Annotated in this window: 21 protein-coding genes and 2 pseudogenes; 10 read left to right on the top strand and 13 right to left on the bottom strand. The window is 64.8% G+C overall.

Going from position 1 to position 22833, the window contains the following annotated elements:
- The first annotated feature begins 249 nt into the window (after positions 1-249).
- Positions 250-816: a hypothetical protein gene (locus tag QWL29_RS04590; RefSeq protein WP_305821707.1), complete on the top strand. Its 567-nt coding sequence runs from the start codon at positions 250-252 to the stop codon at positions 814-816.
- Positions 817-819: 3 nt separating this feature from the next.
- Here the strand turns inward: QWL29_RS04590 and QWL29_RS04595 are convergent, their stop codons facing one another.
- The 3 genes from QWL29_RS04595 to QWL29_RS04605 are packed head-to-tail and all read right to left on the bottom strand — an operon-like array spanning position 820 to position 3758.
- Positions 820-2280 (bottom strand): NAD(P)(+) transhydrogenase (Re/Si-specific) subunit beta, encoded by a 1461-nt coding sequence (locus QWL29_RS04595; RefSeq protein WP_305821708.1) that lies wholly within the window; start codon positions 2278-2280, stop codon positions 820-822.
- Complete coding sequence (locus QWL29_RS04600) at positions 2277-2633, bottom strand: NAD(P) transhydrogenase subunit alpha part 2 (RefSeq protein WP_305821709.1); 357 nt, start codon at positions 2631-2633, stop codon at positions 2277-2279. Before QWL29_RS04600 ends, QWL29_RS04595 begins: the two co-directional genes overlap by 4 nt.
- Before the next feature lie 12 nt (positions 2634-2645).
- Entirely contained in the window at positions 2646-3758 is a 1113-nt protein-coding gene (locus tag QWL29_RS04605; RefSeq protein ID WP_305821710.1) for a Re/Si-specific NAD(P)(+) transhydrogenase subunit alpha, read from the bottom strand.
- 247 nt (positions 3759-4005) lie between these two features.
- Here QWL29_RS04605 and QWL29_RS04610 point away from each other — a divergent pair, with 247 nt between their 5' ends.
- The 4 genes and pseudogenes from QWL29_RS04610 to QWL29_RS04625 form a co-directional block, all read left to right on the top strand.
- Positions 4006-4506 carry an NUDIX hydrolase gene (locus QWL29_RS04610; protein WP_305821711.1) on the top strand — a complete coding sequence of 167 codons (501 nt, stop codon included), beginning with the start codon at positions 4006-4008 and terminating at the stop codon, positions 4504-4506.
- Between the two features lie 19 nt (positions 4507-4525).
- Positions 4526-5632, top strand: coding sequence for a tRNA 2-thiouridine(34) synthase MnmA (mnmA, locus tag QWL29_RS04615; protein ID WP_305821712.1), 1107 nt, complete (start codon positions 4526-4528; stop codon positions 5630-5632).
- A gap of 538 nt (positions 5633-6170) precedes the next feature.
- A pseudogene (locus tag QWL29_RS26920) lies at positions 6171-6785 on the top strand (MCP four helix bundle domain-containing protein); the annotation flags it as partial.
- 135 nt (positions 6786-6920) lie between these two features.
- Positions 6921-7866, top strand: a pseudogene (locus QWL29_RS04625) (methyl-accepting chemotaxis protein); the annotation flags it as partial.
- A 254-nt stretch (positions 7867-8120) separates the two neighbouring features.
- On the opposite strand, the gene QWL29_RS04630 reads toward QWL29_RS04625, so the two are convergent.
- On the bottom strand, positions 8121-9938 hold the full coding sequence (locus QWL29_RS04630) for a sensor domain-containing phosphodiesterase (RefSeq protein WP_305821713.1): 1818 nt from the start codon (positions 9936-9938) through the stop codon (positions 8121-8123).
- A 230-nt stretch (positions 9939-10168) separates the two neighbouring features.
- On the opposite strand from QWL29_RS04630, the gene QWL29_RS04635 reads away from it, so the two are divergent.
- Complete coding sequence (locus tag QWL29_RS04635) at positions 10169-10927, top strand: GAF domain-containing protein (protein ID WP_305821714.1); 759 nt, start codon at positions 10169-10171, stop codon at positions 10925-10927.
- Here QWL29_RS04635 and QWL29_RS04640 read toward each other — a convergent pair.
- The 3 genes from QWL29_RS04640 to QWL29_RS04650 are packed head-to-tail and all read right to left on the bottom strand — an operon-like array spanning position 10899 to position 12787.
- On the bottom strand, positions 10899-11285 hold the full coding sequence (locus tag QWL29_RS04640; protein ID WP_305821715.1) for a response regulator: 387 nt from the start codon (positions 11283-11285) through the stop codon (positions 10899-10901). The genes QWL29_RS04635 and QWL29_RS04640 overlap by 29 nt on opposite strands.
- Before the next feature lie 29 nt (positions 11286-11314).
- Positions 11315-12091 carry a 5'-3' exonuclease gene (locus tag QWL29_RS04645; protein ID WP_305821716.1) on the bottom strand — a complete coding sequence of 259 codons (777 nt, stop codon included), beginning with the start codon at positions 12089-12091 and terminating at the stop codon, positions 11315-11317.
- 24 nt (positions 12092-12115) lie between these two features.
- A complete protein-coding gene (locus QWL29_RS04650; RefSeq protein ID WP_305821717.1) occupies positions 12116-12787 on the bottom strand; it encodes a glutathione S-transferase in 672 nt (223 codons plus the stop codon).
- A gap of 208 nt (positions 12788-12995) precedes the next feature.
- On the opposite strand from QWL29_RS04650, the gene QWL29_RS04655 reads away from it, so the two are divergent.
- Both QWL29_RS04655 and QWL29_RS04660 read left to right on the top strand, forming a co-directional pair.
- Positions 12996-14579 carry a methyl-accepting chemotaxis protein gene (locus QWL29_RS04655; protein ID WP_305821718.1) on the top strand — a complete coding sequence of 528 codons (1584 nt, stop codon included), beginning with the start codon at positions 12996-12998 and terminating at the stop codon, positions 14577-14579.
- Between the two features lie 80 nt (positions 14580-14659).
- Positions 14660-15547: a DUF72 domain-containing protein gene (locus QWL29_RS04660; protein WP_305821719.1), complete on the top strand. Its 888-nt coding sequence runs from the start codon at positions 14660-14662 to the stop codon at positions 15545-15547.
- Between the two features lie 59 nt (positions 15548-15606).
- Here QWL29_RS04660 and QWL29_RS04665 read toward each other — a convergent pair whose 3' ends face one another.
- The 4 genes from QWL29_RS04665 to QWL29_RS04680 all read right to left on the bottom strand — a co-directional run bounded on the left by QWL29_RS04665 (position 15607) and on the right by QWL29_RS04680 (position 18685).
- Positions 15607-16146, bottom strand: coding sequence for an REP-associated tyrosine transposase (locus QWL29_RS04665; RefSeq protein WP_305821720.1), 540 nt, complete (start codon positions 16144-16146; stop codon positions 15607-15609).
- 129 nt (positions 16147-16275) lie between these two features.
- Positions 16276-16539, bottom strand: coding sequence for a DUF6587 family protein (locus QWL29_RS04670; RefSeq protein ID WP_305821721.1), 264 nt, complete (start codon positions 16537-16539; stop codon positions 16276-16278).
- Position 16540: 1 nt separating this feature from the next.
- Positions 16541-18424: a ferrous iron transporter B gene (gene feoB, locus QWL29_RS04675; RefSeq protein ID WP_305821722.1), complete on the bottom strand. Its 1884-nt coding sequence runs from the start codon at positions 18422-18424 to the stop codon at positions 16541-16543.
- A gap of 3 nt (positions 18425-18427) precedes the next feature.
- A complete protein-coding gene (locus QWL29_RS04680) occupies positions 18428-18685 on the bottom strand; it encodes a FeoA family protein (protein ID WP_305821723.1) in 258 nt (85 codons plus the stop codon).
- A gap of 263 nt (positions 18686-18948) precedes the next feature.
- On the opposite strand from QWL29_RS04680, the gene QWL29_RS04685 reads away from it, so the two are divergent.
- Together QWL29_RS04685 and bfr are read left to right on the top strand one after the other, a co-directional pair.
- Positions 18949-19161 carry a (2Fe-2S)-binding protein gene (locus QWL29_RS04685; protein ID WP_305821724.1) on the top strand — a complete coding sequence of 71 codons (213 nt, stop codon included), beginning with the start codon at positions 18949-18951 and terminating at the stop codon, positions 19159-19161.
- Between the two features lie 97 nt (positions 19162-19258).
- A complete protein-coding gene (gene bfr / locus QWL29_RS04690) occupies positions 19259-19729 on the top strand; it encodes a bacterioferritin (RefSeq protein ID WP_229435948.1) in 471 nt (156 codons plus the stop codon).
- A 165-nt stretch (positions 19730-19894) separates the two neighbouring features.
- Here the strand turns inward: bfr and QWL29_RS04695 are convergent, their stop codons facing one another.
- Both QWL29_RS04695 and QWL29_RS04700 read right to left on the bottom strand, forming a co-directional pair.
- Positions 19895-21550, bottom strand: a complete 1656-nt coding sequence (locus QWL29_RS04695) for a CehA/McbA family metallohydrolase (RefSeq protein WP_305821725.1) — start codon at positions 21548-21550, stop codon at positions 19895-19897.
- 109 nt (positions 21551-21659) lie between these two features.
- Positions 21660-22730, bottom strand: coding sequence for a sugar-transfer associated ATP-grasp domain-containing protein (locus tag QWL29_RS04700; protein WP_305821726.1), 1071 nt, complete (start codon positions 22728-22730; stop codon positions 21660-21662).
- Between the last annotated feature and the right edge of the window lie 103 nt (positions 22731-22833).

Raw genomic sequence — 22833 nt, forward strand, 5'->3', positions numbered from 1 at the left:
TACAGGCGGTGATTTTCGTAGGGTGGACACCTGTGTCCACGCTGTCTGACCCTTCGCATAGACACGACCTTTACAAATTCCACCACGCCAGCAATCCGACATTCGCATACGCCGCATCAACGCACACGATGAGACAGCGTGGACACAGGTGTCCACCCTACAAAACCTCTGCCGAGCCATCGTCAATTTTTCTTGACACGCTCATGGGCGTTAACTAATCTTGACATACACTCATCCACGGAGATGTTCATGACCATCCAGTCCGGCCTCCTTCTGCCCGAACAGCGCGCCAGCCTGCAGCACGCTATCGAAGCAGCCGTCGTCGCCCACGCGAGCCTGGTCGACGCGCCTGACGCCGAAGCCGACAACGCCCTGCGCCTGGCAGCGGCCAGCAGCGCCGGCGTGCAGATCTGCGAGGGCCTGCAAAAGGAGGCGGTCGGCAAGGCGCGCCAGGCCGGCCGCTCCTGGGCCGAACTGGGCGCCCTGATGGGCATCACGCGCCAGGCGGCGCAGCAGCGCTTTACGCCGTCCGGCAAGAAGGAATGGTTCCCCAAGGAGTGGATCGGCACATGGGACGGCATCGAGATCAAGGCGCGCAATTCCTGGAACGACGGCCTGAAGCTCTACGTCGACGGCTTACAGGTGGCCGAGAACGGCGGCATGTTCGCACTCGACAAGACCCGCCCGTTTGTCGCCGTCACGGTCGCGCGTGCCGACGGCAAGACCTTCCTGGTCGAAGTGTTCGCCTACGCCCTGTTCTCGGTCAGCATCAAGATCGTGGTCGACGGCAAGCAGATCGCCGGCGACGTGTTCTAGCGCCTACTCCACCGCCTTCACCATCGATTCGATCACCTTCTTGGCATCGCCGAACACCATCATCGTGTTCGGCATGTAGAACAGGTCGTTGTCCAGCCCCGCATAGCCCGACGCCATCGAGCGCTTGTTGACGATGATGCTCTTGGCTTTGTAGGCCTCCAGGATCGGCATGCCGGCAATCGCCGATTTCGGGTCTTTCGCCGCCGGGTTCACCACGTCGTTCGCGCCCAGCACCAGCACCACGTCGGTCTGGCCGAACTCGCCGTTGATGTCTTCCATCTCGGCCACCTGGTCATAAGGCACCTCGGCCTCGGCCAGCAGCACGTTCATGTGGCCCGGCATGCGCCCCGCCACCGGGTGGATCGCATAACGCACGGTCACGCCATGCTCGGTGAGCTTGTCGACCAGTTCCTTCACCGAGTGCTGGGCGCGCGCCACCGCCAGGCCATAACCCGGCACGATGATCACCGATTCGGCGTTCTGCAGGATGAAGGCGGCATCCTCGGCCGAACCGGATTTCACCGGGCGCTGCTCCTGCGCGCCGCCGTTTGCGACCACCGCCTCGCCGCCGAAGCCGCCCAGGATCACGTTGAAGAAGGAGCGGTTCATGGCCTTGCACATGATGTAAGACAGGATCGCGCCGCTTGAGCCCACCAGCGAACCGGCGATGATCAGCATCGAGTTATTCAGGGAGAAGCCGATGCCGGCCGCCGCCCAGCCCGAATAAGAGTTCAGCATCGACACCACCACCGGCATGTCGGCCCCGCCGATCGGGATGATGATGAGCACGCCCAGCACGAAGGCCAGCGCAGCCATGATGGCAAACGGCGTCCAGGCCGGCGCCGCACCATCGGAGAAGCAGAACACCAGGCCCAGCACGATGATGGCAATTGCGATGACCAGGTTCAGGATGTGCTGGCCGCCAAAGCGCACCGGCGCGCCCTGGAACAGGCGGAACTTGTATTTGCCCGAGAGCTTGCCGAAGGCGATCACCGATCCCGAGAAGGTGACGGCGCCGACAAAGGTGCCGATGAAGAGTTCGAGCCGGTTGCCAAAGGGAAGCGCGCCACCGCGTTCGGCGATGTTGAAGGCCCACGGTTCCGAGACAGCCGCCACCGCGATGCACACCGCCGCCAGGCCGATCAGCGAGTGCATGGCTGCCACGAGCTCCGGCATCTTGGTCATCTCGACCTTTTTCGCGGCGTAGGCGCCAACCGCGCCGCCGACCACCACGCCGAGCATCACCAGCGGGAAGCCGAGGCCGGCGTGGCCGCTGGCAAACTGTTCCTGCAATTTGAAGATCAGGGCGATGGTGGTGGCGACCGCGATCGCCATCCCGGCCATGCCGAAGGTATTGCCCATGCGCGCGGACGACGGCGACGACAGCCCTTTCAACGCCTGGATGAAGCAGACCGATGCCACCAGATACAGCAGCGTGACCAGGTTCATGCTGATCATGTTCATGCGGCCTCCTTGCCGGACGCAGTCCGAGCAGCGGCTTCGACGGCGGCTTTCGGCGCGGCGGCTTTCGGTTCCTTTTTCTTGAACATCTCCAGCATGCGCTGGGTGACGAGGAAGCCGCCGAACACGTTCACCGCAGCCAGCGCCACCGCTACCGTGCCCATGGCCTGGCCAAGCACGCCTTCGGTGAGGCCGGCCGCGAGCATGGCGCCGACGATGATGATGGCGGAAATCGCGTTGGTCACCGCCATCAGCGGCGTGTGCAGCGCCGGCGTCACGGTCCAGACGACGTGGTAACCGACGTAGATCGCCAGCACGAAGATGATCAGGTTGATGATGGTGTGGCTGATGTCCATTCCCGTCTCCTTTTATTTTCTTAGTGCTTCGCCCTGGTGGCACAGCAGCGTGGCGCGCACGATCTCGTCTTCCAGGTCGATATGGAATTTGTCGTCCTTGTCGAACACCAGCTTCAGGAAGTCGAGTACGTTGCGCGCGTACAGGGCCGAGGCGTCGGCCGCCACCAGCGCCGCCAGGTTCGGCTCGCCGATGATCGTCACGCCATGCCTGACTACGGTCTTGTTCAGCTCCGTCAGCGGGCAATTGCCGCCCTGCTCGATCGCCATGTCGACGATCACCGAGCCCGGCTTCATGGCCTGCACGGTTTCTTCGCGAATCAGGGTCGGCGCCGCCCGCCCCGGGATCAGGGCGGTGGTGATGACGATGTCGGCCAGCTTGGCGCGTTCGTGCACGAGTTCGGCCTGGCGCCGCATCCAGTCCGCCGGCATCGGCCGCGCGTAGCCGCCCACGCCCTGCGCGATCTCGCGCTCTTCGTCGGTCACGAACGGCACGTCGATGAACTTGGCGCCGAGCGATTCCACCTGTTCCTTGACCGGCGGACGCACGTCCGAGGCTTCGATCACGGCGCCCAGGCGCTTGGCGGTGGCGATCGCCTGCAGGCCGGCCACGCCCACGCCCATGATCAGCACGCGCGCCGCCTTGACGGTGCCGGCGGCCGTCATCAGCATCGGCATGAAGCGTTGGTAAGTGTTTGCGGCCAGCATCACGGCCTTGTAGCCGGCGATGTTGGCTTGCGAGGACAACACGTCCATCGATTGCGCACGCGTGATGCGCGGCGCCGCTTCCAGCGCAAAGGCGGTGAGGCGCGATTGCGCCATGGCGGCGATGTTATCAAGATCGAAAGGATTCAGCATGCCAACCACCACGGTGCCGGGCTGCATGCGGGCGCGCTCCTGCTCGTTCGGTGCACGCACTTTCAGCACGATCTCGGCGCCGAAGGCATCGTCCGCGCTGCCGATGCTGGCGCCGGCGGCGGCATAGGCTTCATCTGTGACGGCGGCGTGCAGCCCTGCGCCGGACTGGACAATGAGCTGGTGCTTGCCCGCGAGTTTCCTGACCGTTTCCGGAGTCGCCGCCACGCGCGTTTCGCCTGGCCGTGTCTCCACCGGAATGCCGATTCTCATGCACGCCTCCCTTCGTATGGGTTTTGTGTTCACAATCTAACACGTAAACATGCACAAGAATCTGCTGATAATGACAAGTCGATCCGGCTCGGCATTTCGATGGTAAATACGATACAGCTGAGGCGAGATCGCATCGATTTCTGTATCAATTCGGCTTTCTTCGGGCTTTTTTGCTGCATTGCACACGTACTGTCGAGCAACGCTTTGCGGGTCGCTGTAGAATATCGGCTCATTTCCAAGGATGCGCATGACCCATACCTTCAGACCGTCAGTCACCGTTGCCGCCATCATCGAACGGGATGGCCGTTTCCTCCTGATCGAGGAAGAGACGAGCGAAGGAATCAGGCTGAACCAGCCGGCCGGCCACCTCGACCCGCACGAGTCGCTGGAGCAGGCGGTGGTGCGCGAATCCCTGGAAGAAACCGCGCACGAGTTCATTCCGGAAGCGCTGGTCGGCATGTACATGTCGCGCTACCATTCGAAGTCGCGCAATGCCGACGTCACCTACCTGCGCTTCACCTTCTGCGGCAAAGCGGGCAGGCAGTATGACCAGCCGCTCGACGAAGGCATCCTGCGCACCCTGTGGATGACGCGCGACGAACTCGCCGCCTGTCCCGAGCGCCACCGCAGCCCGATCGTGCTGCAATGCGTGGACGATTACTTGGCCGGCAAGCGTACCGAACTGGCGCTGCTGCACACCCACCCATCGGTGTTCGAGGGCGGACTGGCCACCACGGATCAGGTCTAAATACAGTCAGGTTTAAAAAATGAGCAAGAAAAAAGTCGTGATCGGGATGTCGGGCGGAGTCGACTCCTCGGTCGCGGCGTGGATGTTGAAGGAACAGGGCTACGAGGTCGTCGGCCTGTTCATGAAGAACTGGGAAGACGACGACGATTCCGAATACTGCTCGACGCGCCAGGACTGGATCGACGCGGCCAGCGTGGCCGACGTGGTCGGCGTCGACATCGAGGCCGTGAACTTTGCTGCCGAATACAAGGACCGCGTGTTCGCCGAATTCCTGCGCGAATACCAGGCCGGCCGCACGCCAAATCCGGACGTCCTCTGTAACGCCGAGATCAAGTTCAAGGCCTTCCTCGATCACGCGATGAAGCTGGGCGCCGACCTGATCGCCACCGGCCACTATGCGCGCGTGCGCGAAAACCCGGCCGGTAAATTCGAGTTGCTGAAAGCGTTCGACTCAACGAAAGATCAAAGCTACTTCCTGCACCGCCTGAACCAGGCGCAGCTGTCGAAGTCGCTGTTCCCTCTGGGCGAGATCCCGAAGACCGAGGTGCGCAAGATCGCCGAAAAGCTGGCATTGCCGAATGCGGCGAAGAAGGATTCGACCGGCATCTGCTTCATCGGCGAGCGCCCGTTCCGCGACTTCCTGAACCGCTACCTGTCGCACAAGCCGGGCCCGATCAAGCTCGATAATGGCCAGACGGTGGGCGAGCACATCGGCCTGTCGTTCTACACGCTCGGCCAGCGCAAGGGCATCGGCATCGGCGGCCTGAAGTCGCACAGGAACGCCGACGGCACCAGCGAACCCTGGTTCGTGGCGCGCAAGGACATCGCCAGCAACACGTTGTACATCGTGCAGGGCCATGACCATCCGTGGCTGCTGTCCTCGCGCCTGGACGCGGGCCAGGCCAGCTGGGTCGCGGGCGAGGCGCCGGAACCGCGCCTGCTGTCGGCCAAGACGCGCTACCGCCAGCAGGACGTGGCCTGCCGCGTGCTGGCCGAGGGCACGGACCGCTTCGCGCTGGAATTCACCGACCCGCAATGGGCCGTGACCCCGGGCCAGTCGGCCGTGCTGTACGACGGCGACATCTGCCTGGGCGGCGGCATCATCGACGGGGCGTTGGGCGTCTGATTCGACGCTGGTTTTGCACCGTTGCGGCGCAGGCCTAACCTGCGGCTTCAAACGTACGGTGGGCACCCTATGCCCACGCGGTACGTGCGCATCCTTGCACTACGTGCCCTGAAACGTCGCTCGCACATGATCACCGTGCCACTATCAGGCCAACGGCTCGCGGACGCGGTGCGAGCGATACATCACCGCACGTAGTCATCAGGACACGCACGTAACCGCGTGGGCACGGAGTGCCCACCGTACGGTTTCTGCCATCACCCACTCTCCCCTGCGGCACACCCGCAACATTCCGCACAAAATTTCCGTTCAATTAGTATTTCGCCATTGAGTTGGACCGTATAGCGCCGTTACCCTACGTTGCTATACGGAAAAATCAGTAATTCCGGTCAATACGCCGGCACCTGGCCGGCTAGCCTGGCCCCCCAACCTCAAAGACGAAACCCATGAACATCGCCAACCTGCGCGTACGGACCCGGCTTTTCGCCGGCTTCGGCCTCCTGTGCGCTTCCTCATCCTCGTCGTCGTGCTCGGCACGGCCATGCTCGGCCGCATCAAGACCGGCACCGACGTCATCGTCGGCAACTACATGCCGAAGATCGAGGCATCGAACGCCGTGCTCACCGAGGTCAACAACGTCTCGATCGCGCTGCGCAACATGATGCTGAATGCCGACCCCGCCGACCGCAAGGTCCAGGCCGCGGACGTCGACAAGGCGCGCGCGAATATCGCCGCCACCTTCGACAAGCTGGCCCCGACCATCGTCAGCGAAGAAGGCAAGGCCCTGCTGCGCCAGAGCCTGGACTACAACGGCAAGTTCGTCGCCGCCCAGGATGTGCTGCTGCGCCACATCGGCGCCGGCGAGATCGAACAGGCCTCCAGCTACCTGGTCAACACCTACCGTCCGCTGCTGGCCGAATACCGCAAGGTCATCACCGGCCAGATCGACATGCAGAAGGGGCTGGCCGCGAAGGCCGCGCTGGAAGCCGACGCCACCTACGACAACACCCTGCGCCTGATGCTGGTCCTGAGCGCGGTGATCCTGGCGCTGGCCGCCGTCATCGCCTGGCGCATCACGGCCTCGATCACCACGCCGGTGGCGCGCGCCCTGGCGATCGCCGAAACCGTGGCCGCGGGCGACCTGACCAGCCGCATCGAGGTGAGCACGAAGGATGAACTCGGCCAGCTGCTGGCGGCCCTGAAGAAGATGAACGACAGCCTGCTGGGCACCGTGAACATCGTGCGTGGCGGCACCGAGCTGATCGCCTCGGCCTCCTCGCAAGTGGCGGCCGGCAGCATGGACCTGTCCTCGCGCACCGAGGAACAGGCCAGCGCGCTGGAAGAAACCGCGTCGTCGATGGAAGAGCTGACCTCGACCGTGCGCCAGAACGCCGACAACGCGCGCCAGGCCAACGTGCTGGCCGGCGTGGCTTCGAGCGTGGCCGAACGCGGCGGCGCCATGGTCAAGCAGGTGGTCGGCACCATGGACGCCATCCACGCCAGCTCGCAGCGCATGGCCGACATCATCNGCGCCAGGCCAACGTGCTGGCCGGCGTGGCTTCGAGCGTGGCCGAACGCGGCGGCGCCATGGTCAAGCAGGTGGTCGGCACCATGGACGCCATCCACGCCAGCTCGCAGCGCATGGCCGACATCATCGGCGTGATCGACGGCATCGCCTTCCAGACGAATATCCTGGCGCTGAACGCGGCGGTCGAAGCGGCACGCGCCGGCGAACAGGGGCGCGGCTTCGCGGTCGTGGCCACCGAGGTGCGCAACCTGGCCCAGCGTTCGGCGGCGGCGGCCAAGGACATCAAGGGGCTGATCGAGGATTCTGCCGGCAGGGTCGGCGACGGCAGCCGCCTGGTGAACGAAGCCGGCAGCACGATGCACGAGATCGTCGAGAGCATCCGCCGCGTGGCCGACATCATGGGCGAGATCAGATCAACGGCGCCGTGGTGCAGATGGACCAGGTGACCCAGCAGAACGCGGCCTTGGTCGAGGAAACCTCGGCTGCCGCGGATGCGATGCGCATGCAGGCGGCCAAGCTGGCGGAAGCGGTGGCGGTGTTCAGGACCGGTGAGGCGGTGGCGGCGGTGGCGAAGCCGGTCGCCGTTGCACCGCGCGCCGTAAAGCCGGCCTTGCCTGCTACCACGCCGCGTGCGGCTGCCAAGACGGCGGCGCCGGTACGCAAGGCGCAGTTGGCCAGAACGGCCGGCGACGAATGGGAAGAGTTCTAAGCTAAGTCCAGTTTTTTAACAGAGCAGAAACGGCGCACCAAGATCATCCGGTGCGCCGTTTTTGTTTTTGTAGGGTGGGCACTTGTGCCCACGCGGTCTCATCGCATGCCAATAAGCGGAGTCATTCCACCCAAATTGCTTGATGTACCACTTCGGTCGCTGCTCGAATGATCAGCAGCTCTACCGCGTGGGCACAAGTGCCCACCCTACGAAAGCGACGCCCGAGAATAAAGGGACGCCGTTTCAAGCGGTCATCAGGCGCAGGCCAGCACTGGCGGCGGCACCGCCTTGCGCTCGCGCGGCAGCGTCCACTTGGCGCAGATCCAGCGCTCGAAGTCTTCCGGCGCCATCGGCCGCGCGTACAGGTAGCCCTGAGCCTGGTCGCAGCCTTCCGCCAGCAGCAGGGTCGCCACCGCCGCGGTTTCCACGCCCTCGGCCACCACGCGGCGGCCCAGGTCGTGCGAGAGCTTGATGACCGTGCTGACCAGCGCGCGCTTGTGCCTGTCGGTGTCGAGGTCGCGCACGAAGCTCTGGTCGATCTTGACCACCCTGGCCGGCACGCTTTGCAGGTAGGCCAGGCTGCTGTAGCCGGTGCCGAAGTCGTCGATCGCCAGGTGTACGCCGGCGGCGGACAGATTTTCCAGGGTCTTCATGGCCAGTGCGCGGTTCTTCATCAGCGCGCTTTCCGTGATTTCCAGCGCCAGCGCCTCGGGCGGCAGGCCGTGCCGGCGCAGCTGCCCGGCCACGTGGGCGCAGAAGTCCGTTTCGGTCAGGTTCACCGCCGAGACGTTCACCGCCATCTGCAGCGTCAGGCCGGCATCGCGCCAGGCGGCCAGCTGCTGCAGCGCCTGCGCCAGCACCCAGCGCGTGGTGGCGCGCGCCAGCGAGGTCTGCTCGATCAGGGGGAAGAACTCGCCCGGCGATACTTCGCCCAGCACCGGATGGTTCCAGCGCAGCAGCGCCTCGGCGCCGAGGCAGCGTCCGGTCGACAGTTCGATCTTTGGCTGGAACACCAGGCGCAGCTGGTCGGCGCTTTCCAGCGCCGCGCCGAATTCGTTGACCAGATAAAAGCGGCGCAGGAACACCGCGTTCTGCTCGGCCGAGAATACCCGCACGCGGTGCGAGCCGTCGAGGGCGTCGTGGGCCGCGCTGTGCATGTCGCGCAGCACCTCGAGCGTGTCGCTCTGGCCGACGCGGAACGGCGCCACCCCGATGGTGGGGGTGGTGACGAAGCGCGCGGTCATGGCGTCGGCGCGCAGGTCGAGCCAGCTGCCGAGCCAGTCGCAGAAACGCTGCACGTCGGCGCCAGGTTCGGCCAGGAACACGAACTGGGTCGGGGCCACGTGGTACAGCTTGCGCCCCGGCCCGAGCGCCGCGCGCAGCATGCGCACCGCCTCCTCCACGACTTCGTCGAGGTAAGCGGTGCCCATCGCGCGCATGGCGTCGCTGATCTGCTCGGGCGTGGCCAGGTTCACCATCGCCGCCAGCCGGACCTCGCCGCGCGGGCGCTCGTTGGCCAGGTCGCTCATGTCTTCGATGAACTGGCTGCGGTTCGGCATGCCGCTGCTCGGCTCGATGCGGCCGATGGCATGCTGGAGCTCGATCTGCGCCATCACCATCGCCGCCAGGTCCATCAGGCCTGCGCGCTCGGCCTCGGTGATGTCGCGCGGTTCCTGGCCCAGTACGCACATCGCGCCCAGGCAGTAGCCGTCGCGCGTCATCAGCGGCGCGCCCGCATAGAAGCGTACGCCGGTGCGCGCCAGGTTACTGTCGCGGTAGCAGGCGTCGGCCTGCAAGTCCGGGACCACCAGCATCCTGCAGCTGTCGGCCACGTTCGCGCACGGCGCCAGCTCGCGCGGGATCGAGGTGTGCTCCACGCCCACGCGCGCCTTGAACCACTGGCGGTCGGCATCGGTCAGCGACACCGCCGCCACCGGCAGCTTGAACAGCTGGGCCGCCATGCGCGTGATCCGGTCGAAGGCCTCGCTCGGCGGCGTATCGAGCAGCTCCAGCTTGCGCAGGGCATCGAGGCGCTCGGTTTCGTACTGCGCGGAGGGTTGACGATGGGGCATGGACTTCCTTGACGATGGCCTGCGAAACAACTGATGAAAATGACGAATACTCCCATTCTGTTCGTCAAATTTCTATGAGTCAATAAAAATTGTATTAGGTCATCACTATATGTGGGATATGGACGGATCGTGATGTTTTCTAGCAACTTACATCATCAAATTCGATAAATTTAGAAAATCGTCCAGTAGAATGCGAACTTGGTTATTTCTTTGTTGAAAGAGTTTTCGTCATGTCCGCGCCTTCATCCGGAACTTCGGACGATCCGATCCTGACTACCCGCGAAGCAGCCCGGCTGCTCGGCATTGCGGTGAGCACCGCCCAGCAATGGATCGAAAACGGCCTGCTGCCGGCCTGGAAAACGCCGGGCGGCCACCGTCGCGTGCGCCTGAGCGCAGTCAGTTCCCTGCTGCGCGAACGCGCCGGCCTGGCGCCGCTGTCGTCGGCGCCGGTCGATCCGGCCTTCCTTGCTTATCCCGTGCACGCGGTGCAGGCCGCGCCCGCGCTGCCGGCCGACGAGCCGGCGCGCCTGGACGCGCTGGCAGCCACCGGCCTGGTCGGCAGCGTCCCCGAGACCGTGTTCGACCGTCTCACCTGGCTGGCGGCCCAGATCACCGACAGCCCGATCGCCACGCTGACCCTGGTGGACGAGGAGCGCCAGTGGTTCAAGTCGCGGGTCGGGGTTGGCTTCAGCGAAACCCCGCGCGACATCGCCTTTTGCAGCCACACGATCCTGGCCGGCGAGCCGCTGATGGTGGCCGACACCTGGCTCGACGGACGCTTCATCAACAACCCGATGGTGACCGGCGCCCCGCACATCCGCTTCTATGCCGGCGTGCCGCTGGTCGACGCCAAGGGTTTTCGGCTTGGCGCCTTGTGCGTGATGGACCGCGAGCCGCGCCGCCTGCGCGAACGCGAATTGCGCGCCCTGGGAGAATTGGCTGCGATTGCAGCCGAAGAAATCAGGCGCCGCCGCCCTGCTGCTTCCTGACCACGGCAAGCACCGTATTCCGGATAGTCTTGAGCACGGCGTCGGCCTTGAAGGGCTTGACGATGAAGCCGTGCACGCCGCGCGCCAGCGCGCCCTGGATGGTGGGTGCATCGAGCGTGCCCGAGACCATGAAGATCAGGGTCTTGGGCAGGGTGGCGCGCAGCTGCTCGACGATGTCGCTGTCCTCGACCTGCTCGCGCGCGATGCAGATCAGCTGCGGGCGGAACCTGGCGGCCAGCAGCATGCCCCCGTGGCCGGTGTGGGTCTGGCCGGCCACCTCGTAGCCGCCCTCGGTGAGCACCGTGTTGAGCAGGCCGCGCGAGATCGCGTTCGAATCCACCAGTACTGCCTTCAGCATGTCGAGTCCTTCCGTGTCGGTTTGTGCTGTCAATGCGACTCGTAGGCCAGCATCTTCCACGTCACGCCCAGGCGCACGTCGGTCTTCAGCTGCACCAGCTGGCGCGACAAATAGAGTATCTCGCGTTCGGCGCGCAAACGCTCGCCCAGCGGGGTCTTGAGGATGCCGGCGCCGGCCATCACCGCGTCCAGGCCGCCGTAGGCGTTGAGCAGGCGCGCGGCGGTCTTCATGCCGACTTTCGACACGCCCGGCACGCCGTCGGTGGCGTCGCCCATCAGCGCCAATAAATCGTGCAGCAGCTCGGGCGCCACGCCGAACTTGTTGCGCACCCAGGCGTCGTCGTGCCACTCGTTCTTGAAGTGGTCCCAGACCAGGGCGCCGTGCGCGATCAGCACGTGCAGGTCCTTGTCGGTGGTGGCGACGATGGCCTCGCCGCGGTTCTCCTGCAGCCAGCGCATCACGCAGGTGGCGACCACGTCGTCGGCCTCGACGCCGGGCAGCACCGCCACCGGCACCCCGGCCGCCTGCAGGCGCTCCTGGAATTCCGGCAGCGCTTCGCGCAGCACCGCCGGCATCGGCGCGCGGTGCTCGCGGTAGCGCGGATACAGCGCGTGGCGCCAGTTCTCGCCGCCGTAGTCGAAGGCGGCCAGCACGTGGGTCGGCGCATGCGTTTCCAGCACGTTGCGGAACGACGAGAACGCGTGGCGCAGCGCGATGCTGGCCTTCAGGTCGGAGTCGGGCTCCGGGCTCGCTTCGTAAACCCGGCGCACGATGTTCAGTCCGTCGATCGCGAGCAGTTTTGCCATCAGCTTGCCATCACCTTGTCATCATCAGCGGGCATAGTCGTACTTGCCGCCGCGCTCCAGCGCGCGCGCGTACGCGGGACGCGCATGGATGCGCTGCAGGAAGCCGCTCAGCTGCGGGTACTGGGCGCCCAGGCCGCCGCGCGAAGCCGCCGCTTCCAGCGCAAAGCTCATCTGGATGTCGGCGGCGCTGAATTCGCTGCCGGCGAACCAGGGCCGCGCCTTCAGTTCGGATTCGAGGTAATCGAGCTGGGCCTGGATGTTCGGGTTCACGAAGCCCTCCTTCACCTTCCGGGCGATGCCGCGCGCAACCGGCTTGACGAAGAACGGCATGGGGCCGTTCTCGATGCGGTCGAATACCAGTTTCATCAGCAGCGGCGACATGGCGGAGCCTTCGGCGAAGTGCAGGAAGTAGGTGTACTTCAGTTTTTCCGGCGTGCCGGCCGCCGGCACCAGGCGCCCGTTGCCGTAGCGCTCGACCAGGTATTCGACGATGGCGCCGGATTCGGCCACCACGGTGCCGTCGTCGGTGATCACCGGCGACTTGCCCAGCGGGTGCACGGCCTTCAGTTCCGGCGGCGCCAGCATCGTCTTCGGGTCGCGCTGGTACTTTTTGATCTCGTATTCCAGGCCCAGTTCCTCGAGCAGCCAGAGGATGCGCTGGGAGCGCGAATTATTCAGGTGATGGACGGTGATCATGGGAGCAGGCGCCGATGTGATGGGACCGCTAGCTTAGCACTGTTGCGCACTTACAAAAAGACAGTGGACATTTTGCAATTGAACGTTGGCATTAGGAAACATTCGCTATACTTGCGCACTATTTACTAAACCCTGTTAATCAATTTTCTTAATTGATCAGTTTCCCCTGTAGATCGTCCTGCAACGTTTCCAATTTACTATCTTTGACATGCTAAAACTGTTTCGCCTGAATATAGCCCAGAAGCTCGGCCTCCTCACCCTGAGCACCGGCCTGGGCATGGCGATCATCGCCGCCTGCTTCCTGGTGTCTGAACGCGGCCTGATCGAGGAAGAGCGCGGCAATGGCGTGCGCCAGGCGGTCGAGGTGGCAACCGGCGTGGTCGAGCGCTACCGGCAGGCTGCCGCAGCCGGCCAGATGGACGAGCTTGAAGCCAAGCGCGCCGCCCTGGCCGCGTTGCGGGTGCTGCGCTATAGCGGCCAGGAATACATCTGGGTCAACGACATGGGGCCGCGCATGCTGATGCATCCGCTGAAGCCCGAGCTCGAGGGCCAGGACCTGAGCGCCTCCACCGACCCGAACGGCCTGCACCTGTTCGTGGCCTTTGTCGACGTCGTGAAAAAGGACGGCGCCGGCTTCGTCTCCTACCTGTGGCCGAAGCCGGGCCAGGACGCGCCGGTGCCGAAGATCTCCTACGTCAAGGGCGTGCCGGCCTGGGGCTGGGTGGTCGGTTCCGGCGTCTACACCGACACCATCGGCGCCATCTTCTGGCCGCGCGTGGCCTGGTTCTCGGGCGCGACGATTGTCCTGTCGAGCATCCTGATGCTGTTCGGCTTTTCGCTGTCGCGCAGCATCGCCCGCCCGATGGCGCGCGCCGTCAGCGTGGCGCGCACCGTGGCCGCCGGCGACCTGACCGCCGTGATCGAGGTGCGCGGCCACGATGAAACCGCCCACCTGCTGGACGCCCTGCGCGAAATGAACGGCAGCCTGAACACCATCGTCGGCGAAGTCGACACCGGCATCCAGGCCATCGCCAGCGCCTCGGCCCAGATCGCGGCCGGCAACCACGATCTGTCGAGCCGCACCGAGCAGCAGGCCGGCGCGCTGGAGGAAACCGCGTCATCGATGGAAGAACTGACCGGCGCCGTCCAGCAGAATGCCGAGCACGCGCGCCACGCCAACCGCCTGGCCTCGCAGGCGGCCGACGTGGCCGTGCGCGGCGGCGACGTGGTGCAGCAGGTGGTGCAGACCATGGACTCGATCAACGCCTCCTCGCGCAAGATCGTCGACATCATCAGCGTTATCGACGGCATCGCCTTCCAGACCAATATTTTGGCCCTGAACGCGGCGGTCGAGGCGGCGCGCGCCGGCGAACAGGGCCGCGGTTTCGCGGTCGTGGCGGGCGAAGTGCGCAACCTGGCGCAGCGCTCGGCCGCGGCGGCGCGCGAGGTGAAGGCGCTGATCGATGACTCGGTGAGCAAGGTCGACGCGGGCAGCGCCCTGGTGCACCACGCCGGCGCCACCATGCAGGAAATCGTGGCCAGCGTGCGCCAGGTGAACGGCATCATCGGCGAGATCACCGCCGCCAGCGCCGAGCAGGAAACCGGCATCAGCCAGGTCAACCGCGCGATCGCCGAGATGGACGGCGTGACGCAGAAGAACGCGGCCCTGGTCGAGGAAGCGGCGGCGGCCGCCGAATCGATGCGCCTGCAGGCCGAGCGCCTGTCGGACGTGGTGGGCGTGTTCAAGGTGGCCGCGGCCGGCGGCGTGCGCCGCCAGCTTGCCCTGACCTGACCTTGGCTGACCTTTAGCTTCCAGCTGTACGCGTTCGGCACCGCACCGAGCGCGGCAGCCTGTGTCTCTATGATCGCTTCATGGCGATCTACATCGGTATCTCCGGCTGGCGCTACGTCCCGTGGCGCGGCGTCTTCTATCCCAGGGGCCTGGTCCAGGCGCGCGAGCTCGACTACGCGTCGCGCCAGCTGCCGACCATCGAGATCAACGGCTCGTTCTACTCGCTGCAGCGCCCCGAAAGCTACGCCGCCTGGTATGCCGCCACGCCGCCCGGCTTCCTGTTCGCGGTCAAGGGCAACCGCTTCATCACCCACATGCTCAAGCTCAAGGAGATCGAAGGGCCGCTGGCGAATGTGCTGGCCTCGGGCATCTTCGAGCTACGCGAAAAGCTGGGGCCTTTCCTGTGGCAGTTTCCGGAGATGGTGAAGTTCGATCCTGAACGCTTCGCGCATTTCCTGTCCCTGCTGCCGCACGATACCGAAGCGGCCCTGGCGCGCGCCCAGCAGTACCAGCCGCGCATGGAGGGCAAGGTGTCGCTGGCCATGGATGCGAAGCGGCCGATGCGGCATGCGGTGGAAGTGCGGCATCCGAGCTTTCGCGACGAGCGTTTCATTGCTCTCTTACGCAAGTACAAGGTCGCGCTGGTGGTGGCCGATACGGCGGGCAAGTGGCCGTACATGGAAGACGTGACCGCCGACTTCATGTACCTGCGCTTGCATGGGGATGAGGAGCTGTACGCGAGCGGGTATGGCGATGCGGCGATCGAACGCTGGGCCGGGAAGATTCGGGCGTGGAGCGCCGGTGGGCAGCCGGAAGGCGGCGAACGGGTGTCACCCAAAGCCCCGTCCAGGCGCAAGAGCCGTGACGTCTACTGCTACTTCGACAACGACATCAAGGTGCATGCGCCCTACGATGCCAAGCGCCTGATCGCAGTACTGGGGTTGGATGATCCGCCAACGCCTGCATGACGGTTTTCGTAGGGTGGACACCCGTGTCCACGCGGTCGTACCCATGCACACCCCACCACCTACTCGAAATGGAGCTCTTCAATCTCCGGCGACCCACCCCAATCGCCCGGATAAATCCCACCCCGCACATGCCGATGAAATGTCGAATGCGGCCACGCATTCACCTGCTTCACATACTTGTGCTTGACCGGATTGAAATGGATGTAATCCATGTGCCGATCAAAATCGGTCTCGTCCCGAATCTGGTGTTCCCAGAACCTGCGTTGCCAGATGGTCGACTCGCGACGGTTGAGCGCAGCTTGCGTCAACAGATTTGGAGCACGCAGCTTCGGCCGGCACCAGCTCGACACGTAGCGTTTGATTTCGGCCCAGCGTATCGAATAGGCATGGTCATCTTCGGGCAGCGTCCAGATGCAATGCATGTGATCTGGGAGTAGCACCCAGGCGTCCACGGAAAACGGGCGTGTTCGGCGCACGGTAGCGATCGCATCGCGCAAAGCGGTGCGCAATGCAGCGTCACAGAAGATGGGGCGGCGGCGGTAGGCCACCACCGTGAAGAAATAGGTGGGGCCGGTCAGGAGGCGGCGGTAGCGGGACATGGTGCGGCATCGTAGGCCGCCGGTTGTGTCCGGTATATGTTTTGGGTCAATCGTGTGCGACAGGCATCGGGCGTGCCGGACAAGGTGACATATGCGAAGGGTGAGACAGCGTGGACACAGGTGTCCACCCTACGGTTTTCGGTGGATTTTAATGACGCGATGTTTGCTGTCAGCCGGCGGGGTTGGCTCCGCCGGCGTCTCGCAGGTATTGCAGCTGTTGCACCCGCTCCCGCAACTGCCGCCGGTATCGAGCCAGCGCACCAATCGCGAATCCGCCCCGCCCTTCGACAGGCGGTTCACGATGCGCACGCGCCAGGCCGCCGGCAGGTACTTGGCGCCGACGTAGACGGCGGCCACCAGCACGAACACGGCGACGGCGAGTTCCTGCCACATGTCAGCCGCCGCCCAGCGCCAGCGCGACGCGGTAGGTGATGAACGAGGCCACGTAGGCCAGGCCGAACATGTAGCCGGCCATGATCCAGGCGTACTTGGCGCTGCCGGTTTCGCGGCGCACGGTGGACAGGGTCGCCAGGCACTGCGGCGCGTACACGTACCAGGCTAGCAGCGACAGCGCGGTGGCCATCGACCACGAGCCGGCGATCAGCGGGCCCAGGGTGCCCGCCACGTCGTCGCCGGATTCGGACAGCGCGTACACGGTGCCGAGCGCGCCGACCGCCACTTCACGCGCGGCCATGCCTGGCACCAGCGCGATGCAGATCTGCCAGCCGAAGCCGATCGGTGCGAAGATCACTTCCAGCGCGCGGCCCAGCATGCCGGCCACGCTGTAGTAGATCGGCGGTTGCGTGGCGCCTTCGGGTGCACCCGGGAAGCTCGACAGGAACCAGAGCAGGATCGTCAGCGTCAGGATCAGGGTACCGACGCGCATCAGGAAGATCACTGCGCGTTCCCACAGGCCCATGACCAGCGAGCGCAGGTGCGGCCAGTGGTAAGCCGGCAGTTCCATCATCAAAGGATGCTGGCCGCCGCCGCTGCGGCGCTTCATGTACCAGGCCACGCCCATGGCGCTGACGATGCCCATCACGTACAGCGCGAACAGCACCAGGCCCTGCAAATTGAAGATGCCGACCTCGCGCTCGGGAATGAAGGCGGCGATGATCAGGGCGTACACCGGCAGGCGCGCCGAGCAGGTCATCAAGGGCGCGATCATGATCGTCACCAGGCGGTCGCGCGGATTCTGGATGGTGCGCGCCGCCATCACGCCGGGAATCGCGCAGGCGAACGAGGACAGCAGCGGAATGAAGGCGCGGCCCGAGAGTCCCACGCCACCCATCATGCGATCGAGCAAAAAGGCGGCGCGCGGCAGGTAGCCGATGTCTTCCAGGATCAGGATGAAGAAGAACAGGATCAGGATCTGCGGCAGGAACACCAGCACGCCGCCGACGCCGGCGATGATGCCGTCCACGATCAGGCTGTGCAAGGGCCCCTCGGCCAGCACCGAGCCGACGAATTCGCCGATGGCGCCGACGCTGCTCTCGATGAAGTCCATCGGCGCTTCGGCCCAGCTGAACACGGCCTGGAAGATGATGAACATCAGCGCCGCCAGCAGCACCGGGCCGATCGTCGGGTGCAGCACCACGTTGTCGATCTTTTCCGACAAATTGCCCTTGTCGTGGGCATGGCTGGTGCTGGCCTCGACGATGCGGCGCACTTCGCGCTGGGTTTCCTCGACCGGCACGGCGTCGATGGCGGCCAGCGGCTGCGGTTTGACGCCGCCATTGAAGTCCATGCTGTCGAGCAGCTCGACCAGGGCGCGTTCGCCGCCGGCCTGGATCGCCACGGTCTCCACCACCGGCATGCCGAGTTCCTGCGACAGGCGCGCAGTGTCGATCTCGATGCCGCGCTTCTTGGCGACGTCGACCATGTTCAGGGCCAGCACCATGGGCAGGCCGAGGCGCTGGATTTCCAGCACCAGGCGCAAATTCAGGCGCAGGTTGGTGGCGTTGACGACGCACACCACCACGTCCGGCGAGGTTTCGCCGGCGCGCAGGCCGGCCACCACGTCGCGCGTGATGGCTTCGTCCGGGGTCTGGGCGGTCAGGCTGTAGGCGCCCGGCAAATCGAGCACGCGCAGGGCGCGGCCCTTCGGCGAGGTGAAGTGGCCTTCCTTGCGTTCGATGGTGACGCCGGCGTAGTTGGCGACCTTCTGGCGCGAGCCGGTGAGACGGTTGAACAGGGCAGTCTTGCCGCAGTTCGGATTACCAAGCAATGCGATCAGGGGCACGCGTTTCGTCGCCACCTGCTGTTCCATGACACCCATTGATTATTCCGGCTGAATTGAGACGAGTGCGGCCTCGAATTTACGCAAGGCGAAGGTCGATTCGCCGACCTTGACCGCCACCGGGCCGCCCGGCAGGCCACGCTTGAGCATGCGGATGCGCTCGCCCGGCACGAAGCCCAGCTCCATCAGGCGGCGCGGTACATCGGCGCCGCCCTGCGCGGTGGGGGCGAGGTGGACCACGGTGGCGCTTTGCCCGACTTTCAGGGCGTCGAGCGTGGTCAGGGTGGGATTGAGAGTCATGGCGGGTTCCGTTGAAGTAGTGCCAATGCGCGCTCACGGTGCGGCTGGGGGACTGATGACCAGTGATGCATCGCAACGCATGTAGCGCTGATGAGACAGATACTAGCATCATAAACCTAAATGCGAATTATTTCTATTCAGGTGACCCCGCACACAACAAATCCGCTTGCGTTCGTCGTCGAGTTTCAGCAGAATACAACACGAATGAGAACGATTCTCATTAATTATCAAGCAACGTTATCCCGGCGTTAAGGAAGCATTCGATGATCGTCTGTGTCTGCAATAACATCTCCGACCGTGAAATCCGCCAGGCCGTGGACCTCGGCATCACCTCCGTGGCCGAGCTGCGCCAGGAACTGGGCCTGGGCACCTGCTGCGGCAAATGCGTGAGCTATGCCCGCGAAGTCCTGAACGAACACCTCGACAGCAAGACGACCGTTACCGAACTGAGTTTCCGCCCGGCCCAGCTGGCCTGAGCGTCGCCCTTCTTCCTCCGTGCCGGTTTTTCCGGCACGCGCCGTCGCGCCCTTTGCTATGATGGCGGCAATCACCATCACAACAAGGCACACCATCATGAAGGGCGATCCCAACGTCATTCGGCTGCTCAATGCACAGCTGACCAACGAACTCACGGCCATCAACCAGTACTTCCTGCACGCCCGGATGTACCGCCACTGGGGCTTCACCAAGCTCGGCAAGAAAGAATACGACGAATCGATCGGCGAAATGAAGCACGCCGACAAGCTGATCGACCGCATCCTGATGCTCGACGGCCTGCCGAACCTGCAAGCCCTGCATAAGATCCTGATCGGCGAATCGACCCAGGAAATGCTGGAATGCGACCTGAAGCTCGAACGCGGCGCCCAGATCACCGTCAAGGAAGGCATCGCTGCCTGCGAAGCCGCCGCCGACTACGTGTCGCGCGACTTGCTGCTGATGATCCTGGAAGACACCGAGGAACACATCGAGTGGCTGGAAACCCAGCTCGACCTGATCGTGAAGGTCGGCATCCAGAACTACCTGCAAAGCCAGATGGGCGAATAAGCCTCGCCGGGATGCACATCGGACGGCGGGCCTGCGGGCTCGCCGTTTTTATTTGGGCAGCAGCGTCGAATGGCCTGGGGCAGCCCTGGCATTGTTGGCTGAAACCGTACGGTGGGCACGGGGTGCCTAGCGCGGCCCGGCCCACCCTACTGTCACTGCCGCTGACTACCGTTCCTGCGTCACCCACACCGGCGCCGACCACAGCACCTTGCCATCGGCCTGCGTCACCTTCGCATAATAGAAATGCGCCCCCGGCGCCGGCGTAAAGGTCGTCGTCGCCTCGCTCGACATCTGCGTCACCACCCCGCCCCTGCCCGGCACGCCTTCCATGATCGCCACCGCCGCCACCTGCTTGCCTGCCGCGCTGGCGAAATTCGCCACCAGGGTCAAGGGACCGCTGTTGCTGAACCGCTCACCCATCAGGCGCCCATTCGCCGTCAGGACCAGTTGCGACTCCTTGTCCATGGTCGCGAACACGCGCCGCGCGCGCAGGGCCTCGATGAAGCTGTCGCGGCCCAGCGGCACGCCGTTGGCAATCAGCACGCCGGTGCGGTTGCCGTAGGCCGTGCCCCAGTTGGCGCAGTGGTTGTCCTGGTTGGTGCTGAAGGCGACATGGAAGCCGGCTTCCAGCAGCTTGTTGCAGGCCCCTTCGAAATTGCTGCGCCGGGTTTCGCCTTCCTTGTCGTTGACCGAAAAGGCCGTGCTGTTGACCACTTCGCACAAGACCATCGCCTCGTCGCCGTCGGCCGTGTAGCCGAGCGCGGCGCCGCCCGCCATGAACTGGCCGCTCGTGGAAGGATGGTTGAACTGGCCGATCCAGCCACGCTCGCGCATCAGCGTATATAAAGCCGGATAATCGCTGCGCGGGGTCGCCACGTCGGCCAGGAGTTCGTCCTTGCCGTTCTTTTCCCAGCCCAGCAACTGGTCGCTGTTGAAGATGTTGATGTGGCCGCCCTTGTCGATCACGCCCCACTCCATGCCGTACAGCGCCAGGAAGCCGGGATGCGCCGCGCTGTAGCTTGCCGCGGCTTCCAGCCCCTTGCGGTACAGCGCGCCCGGTACGGACGGGTCGGCATCCTCCCTGGTGCCGGCCGAGCCGTCGTACATGTGGTTGTGCTCGGACGTCATCAGGATGTCCAGCCCGTGCTTGTGCGCGTAGGCGTAGGCGGCGTCGGGGCCGTAGGGCGCCTTCAGGGGTTGCTGGGCGCCCGTGCAGCTGTCGAGGGCCGCGCCGCCGTCGCTGTGGTTGGTCTGGCTGTGCAGGTTGCCGAGGTAGACGGTGTAGGGCAAGGCGTCCGGCGCCGGCGCGGCCCGCAGCGGCGCCAGGCGCGAAGGCAGCGGCGCGAAAGCCGGCGTGGCCGGGGTCTGCGCCGGGCCGATCTCGATCTGCCAGCTTTGCTCGTGCACATCGGCGGACGGCGCCGTGCTGCCGGCATCGCGGCTGCCCGCGCGCAGGCGCACCTGGTAGACACCGGCGGCGAGTTTGCCGGCATCCAGGCCTGACCAGGGAACCTGGACCGACACCGGTTCGTCCGCCAGCCGCGTTTCGCCCTGCCAGCGCCGCACCACCAGGCCGTTCGGACTGATCAGTTCCAGCTGCCAGTCGACCCGTTGCGGCTGTTGGGCATTCGGATAGTCGAAAGCCAGCGTGAAGATGCGCGCATCGGGACGGGCCTGGTCAAGCGCCCGGTACGGCGCATGCAGGGTAGCTTCGAATTCGCTGTGTTCGTCGATGACGGGCAGTGCCGAAGCGCAGCCCGAGAGGATGGACAGGGCGACCAGAGAAAGAGAAAGATGCGAGGGGAAGAGAGAGGTTTTCATGATGCAATTTTTGCAATTGCATCGCTATCTTCTCTTGCGCCAGCAGCAGGAAACCGCCCTACTTATTTCCTATTTTTTGACAAAAGGACAATGTCGTAAAAACAATTTTTCAAGCGGCATTCATCCAGCGGTCGACCTGCTTCAGCGGCAGGTTGATCCGCGCGCAGCCGATCTGGTCCGGTCGCACGTTCAGCTCGATCATGCGCGGGCCGTCGACGCCGATCGCCACGTCCACGCCGGCCACGTTCACGTGCGGGAAAGCCTGCAGCGCGCGCATCGCCACGTCCTGGCACTCGCGCCAGTAAGGCAGCTGCACGCCGCCGATCCGGCCGCCGGTGTCCGGGTGCACGTCCATGGTGTCGAGCGGGTTCTTCGCATTCGCCGCATGGGTCAGCGTGCCAGTGGCCAGGTCCACCGGACAGAAGATGCCGCCGCTGCTGGTGTTGTCGACCAGGCTGCCCTTGCGTCCCACACGCAGGAAGGCGCCGGCGATGCGGCACTCGCCGCGCGCCTGGTACAGCCAGATGCGCAGGGTGTTCAGCGAATTCGGATGGATCGCCGCCAGTACCGGGTGCTGGGGCAGGTAGTGTTCGACGATGTAGCCGTCGCGATTGCTGCCGGCCCCTTGCCACCACTCAGCCAGCGTCGTCACTGCGCCCGTAAACGGGTGCACGAATACCGGCTGCCCTGCCCGCTCCTCGACCTGGAAGGCAAAGAAGCCGGCGCCGCCATAGCCCTCGACCAGCTTGAAGCAGATCTTCTGGCCGGCCAAGCCACGGCACAGCGCTTCGAGGTCGGTCAGGCTGCGCAGGGCGGTCCCATCGGCACGGGCGCCGCGCTGCGGGTGGATGAAGCCGATGAATTCAGGCGTCGGCACGCCGACCAGTTGCAGGACCGCCTTTTCGATCACCTTGTGCTGCGAGCTCTTCTGGTATGGGCGGCGGTTCCAGCGGTCGATGAACTCGTTGTATTCGTTCTTGTTCATGTGGGCCCGTTTGTCGGCAAAGGGCACCGCCGTACGCCACCAGCGCGCCTGCAGGTAATAGCCGGGGCCGATACGGCGCACGAAAAACAGGTAGGCCATCTCGGCCAGCTGGCGCCAGAACGGCAGGTAAGGCTGGTCCGCCTTTCCGGCGCTCAGTTGCGCCCAGGCGCGGCGTATATCGTTGATGACTTGCATGCTCTGTCCAGTGTGTCGGGGCCGGCGCAAAAGATGCCAACCGGAATTGCCATTATATTATGCGATTCCGATATGCAATGCTCGTCCGTTACGCTGCCCGATC

Source organism: Massilia brevitalea (genome assembly GCF_030711405.1).
GTDB lineage: Bacteria > Pseudomonadota > Gammaproteobacteria > Burkholderiales > Burkholderiaceae_D > Telluria > Telluria brevitalea.

Coding starts and splice junctions, on each gene's coding strand:
- QWL29_RS04685 (WP_305821724.1), top strand. CDS start 18,949: ATGATCGTCTGTGTCTGCAATAACATCTCCGACCGTGAAATCCGCCAG.
- QWL29_RS04590 (WP_305821707.1), top strand. CDS start 250: ATGACCATCCAGTCCGGCCTCCTTCTGCCCGAACAGCGCGCCAGCCTG.
- mnmA (WP_305821712.1), top strand. CDS start 4,526: ATGAGCAAGAAAAAAGTCGTGATCGGGATGTCGGGCGGAGTCGACTCC.
- QWL29_RS04605 (WP_305821710.1), bottom strand. CDS start 3,758: ATGAGAATCGGCATTCCGGTGGAGACACGGCCAGGCGAAACGCGCGTG.
- QWL29_RS04635 (WP_305821714.1), top strand. CDS start 10,169: ATGTCCGCGCCTTCATCCGGAACTTCGGACGATCCGATCCTGACTACC.
- QWL29_RS04595 (WP_305821708.1), bottom strand. CDS start 2,280: ATGAACATGATCAGCATGAACCTGGTCACGCTGCTGTATCTGGTGGCA.
- QWL29_RS04655 (WP_305821718.1), top strand. CDS start 12,996: ATGCTAAAACTGTTTCGCCTGAATATAGCCCAGAAGCTCGGCCTCCTC.
- QWL29_RS04665 (WP_305821720.1), bottom strand. CDS start 16,146: ATGTCCCGCTACCGCCGCCTCCTGACCGGCCCCACCTATTTCTTCACG.
- QWL29_RS04610 (WP_305821711.1), top strand. CDS start 4,006: ATGACCCATACCTTCAGACCGTCAGTCACCGTTGCCGCCATCATCGAA.
- QWL29_RS04630 (WP_305821713.1), bottom strand. CDS start 9,938: ATGCCCCATCGTCAACCCTCCGCGCAGTACGAAACCGAGCGCCTCGAT.
- QWL29_RS04670 (WP_305821721.1), bottom strand. CDS start 16,539: ATGTGGCAGGAACTCGCCGTCGCCGTGTTCGTGCTGGTGGCCGCCGTC.
- QWL29_RS04600 (WP_305821709.1), bottom strand. CDS start 2,633: ATGGACATCAGCCACACCATCATCAACCTGATCATCTTCGTGCTGGCG.
- QWL29_RS04645 (WP_305821716.1), bottom strand. CDS start 12,091: ATGGCAAAACTGCTCGCGATCGACGGACTGAACATCGTGCGCCGGGTT.
- QWL29_RS04650 (WP_305821717.1), bottom strand. CDS start 12,787: ATGATCACCGTCCATCACCTGAATAATTCGCGCTCCCAGCGCATCCTC.
- QWL29_RS04700 (WP_305821726.1), bottom strand. CDS start 22,730: ATGCAAGTCATCAACGATATACGCCGCGCCTGGGCGCAACTGAGCGCC.
- QWL29_RS04660 (WP_305821719.1), top strand. CDS start 14,660: ATGGCGATCTACATCGGTATCTCCGGCTGGCGCTACGTCCCGTGGCGC.
- QWL29_RS04680 (WP_305821723.1), bottom strand. CDS start 18,685: ATGACTCTCAATCCCACCCTGACCACGCTCGACGCCCTGAAAGTCGGG.
- QWL29_RS04695 (WP_305821725.1), bottom strand. CDS start 21,550: ATGAAAACCTCTCTCTTCCCCTCGCATCTTTCTCTTTCTCTGGTCGCC.
- bfr (WP_229435948.1), top strand. CDS start 19,259: ATGAAGGGCGATCCCAACGTCATTCGGCTGCTCAATGCACAGCTGACC.
- feoB (WP_305821722.1), bottom strand. CDS start 18,424: ATGGGTGTCATGGAACAGCAGGTGGCGACGAAACGCGTGCCCCTGATC.
- QWL29_RS04640 (WP_305821715.1), bottom strand. CDS start 11,285: ATGCTGAAGGCAGTACTGGTGGATTCGAACGCGATCTCGCGCGGCCTG.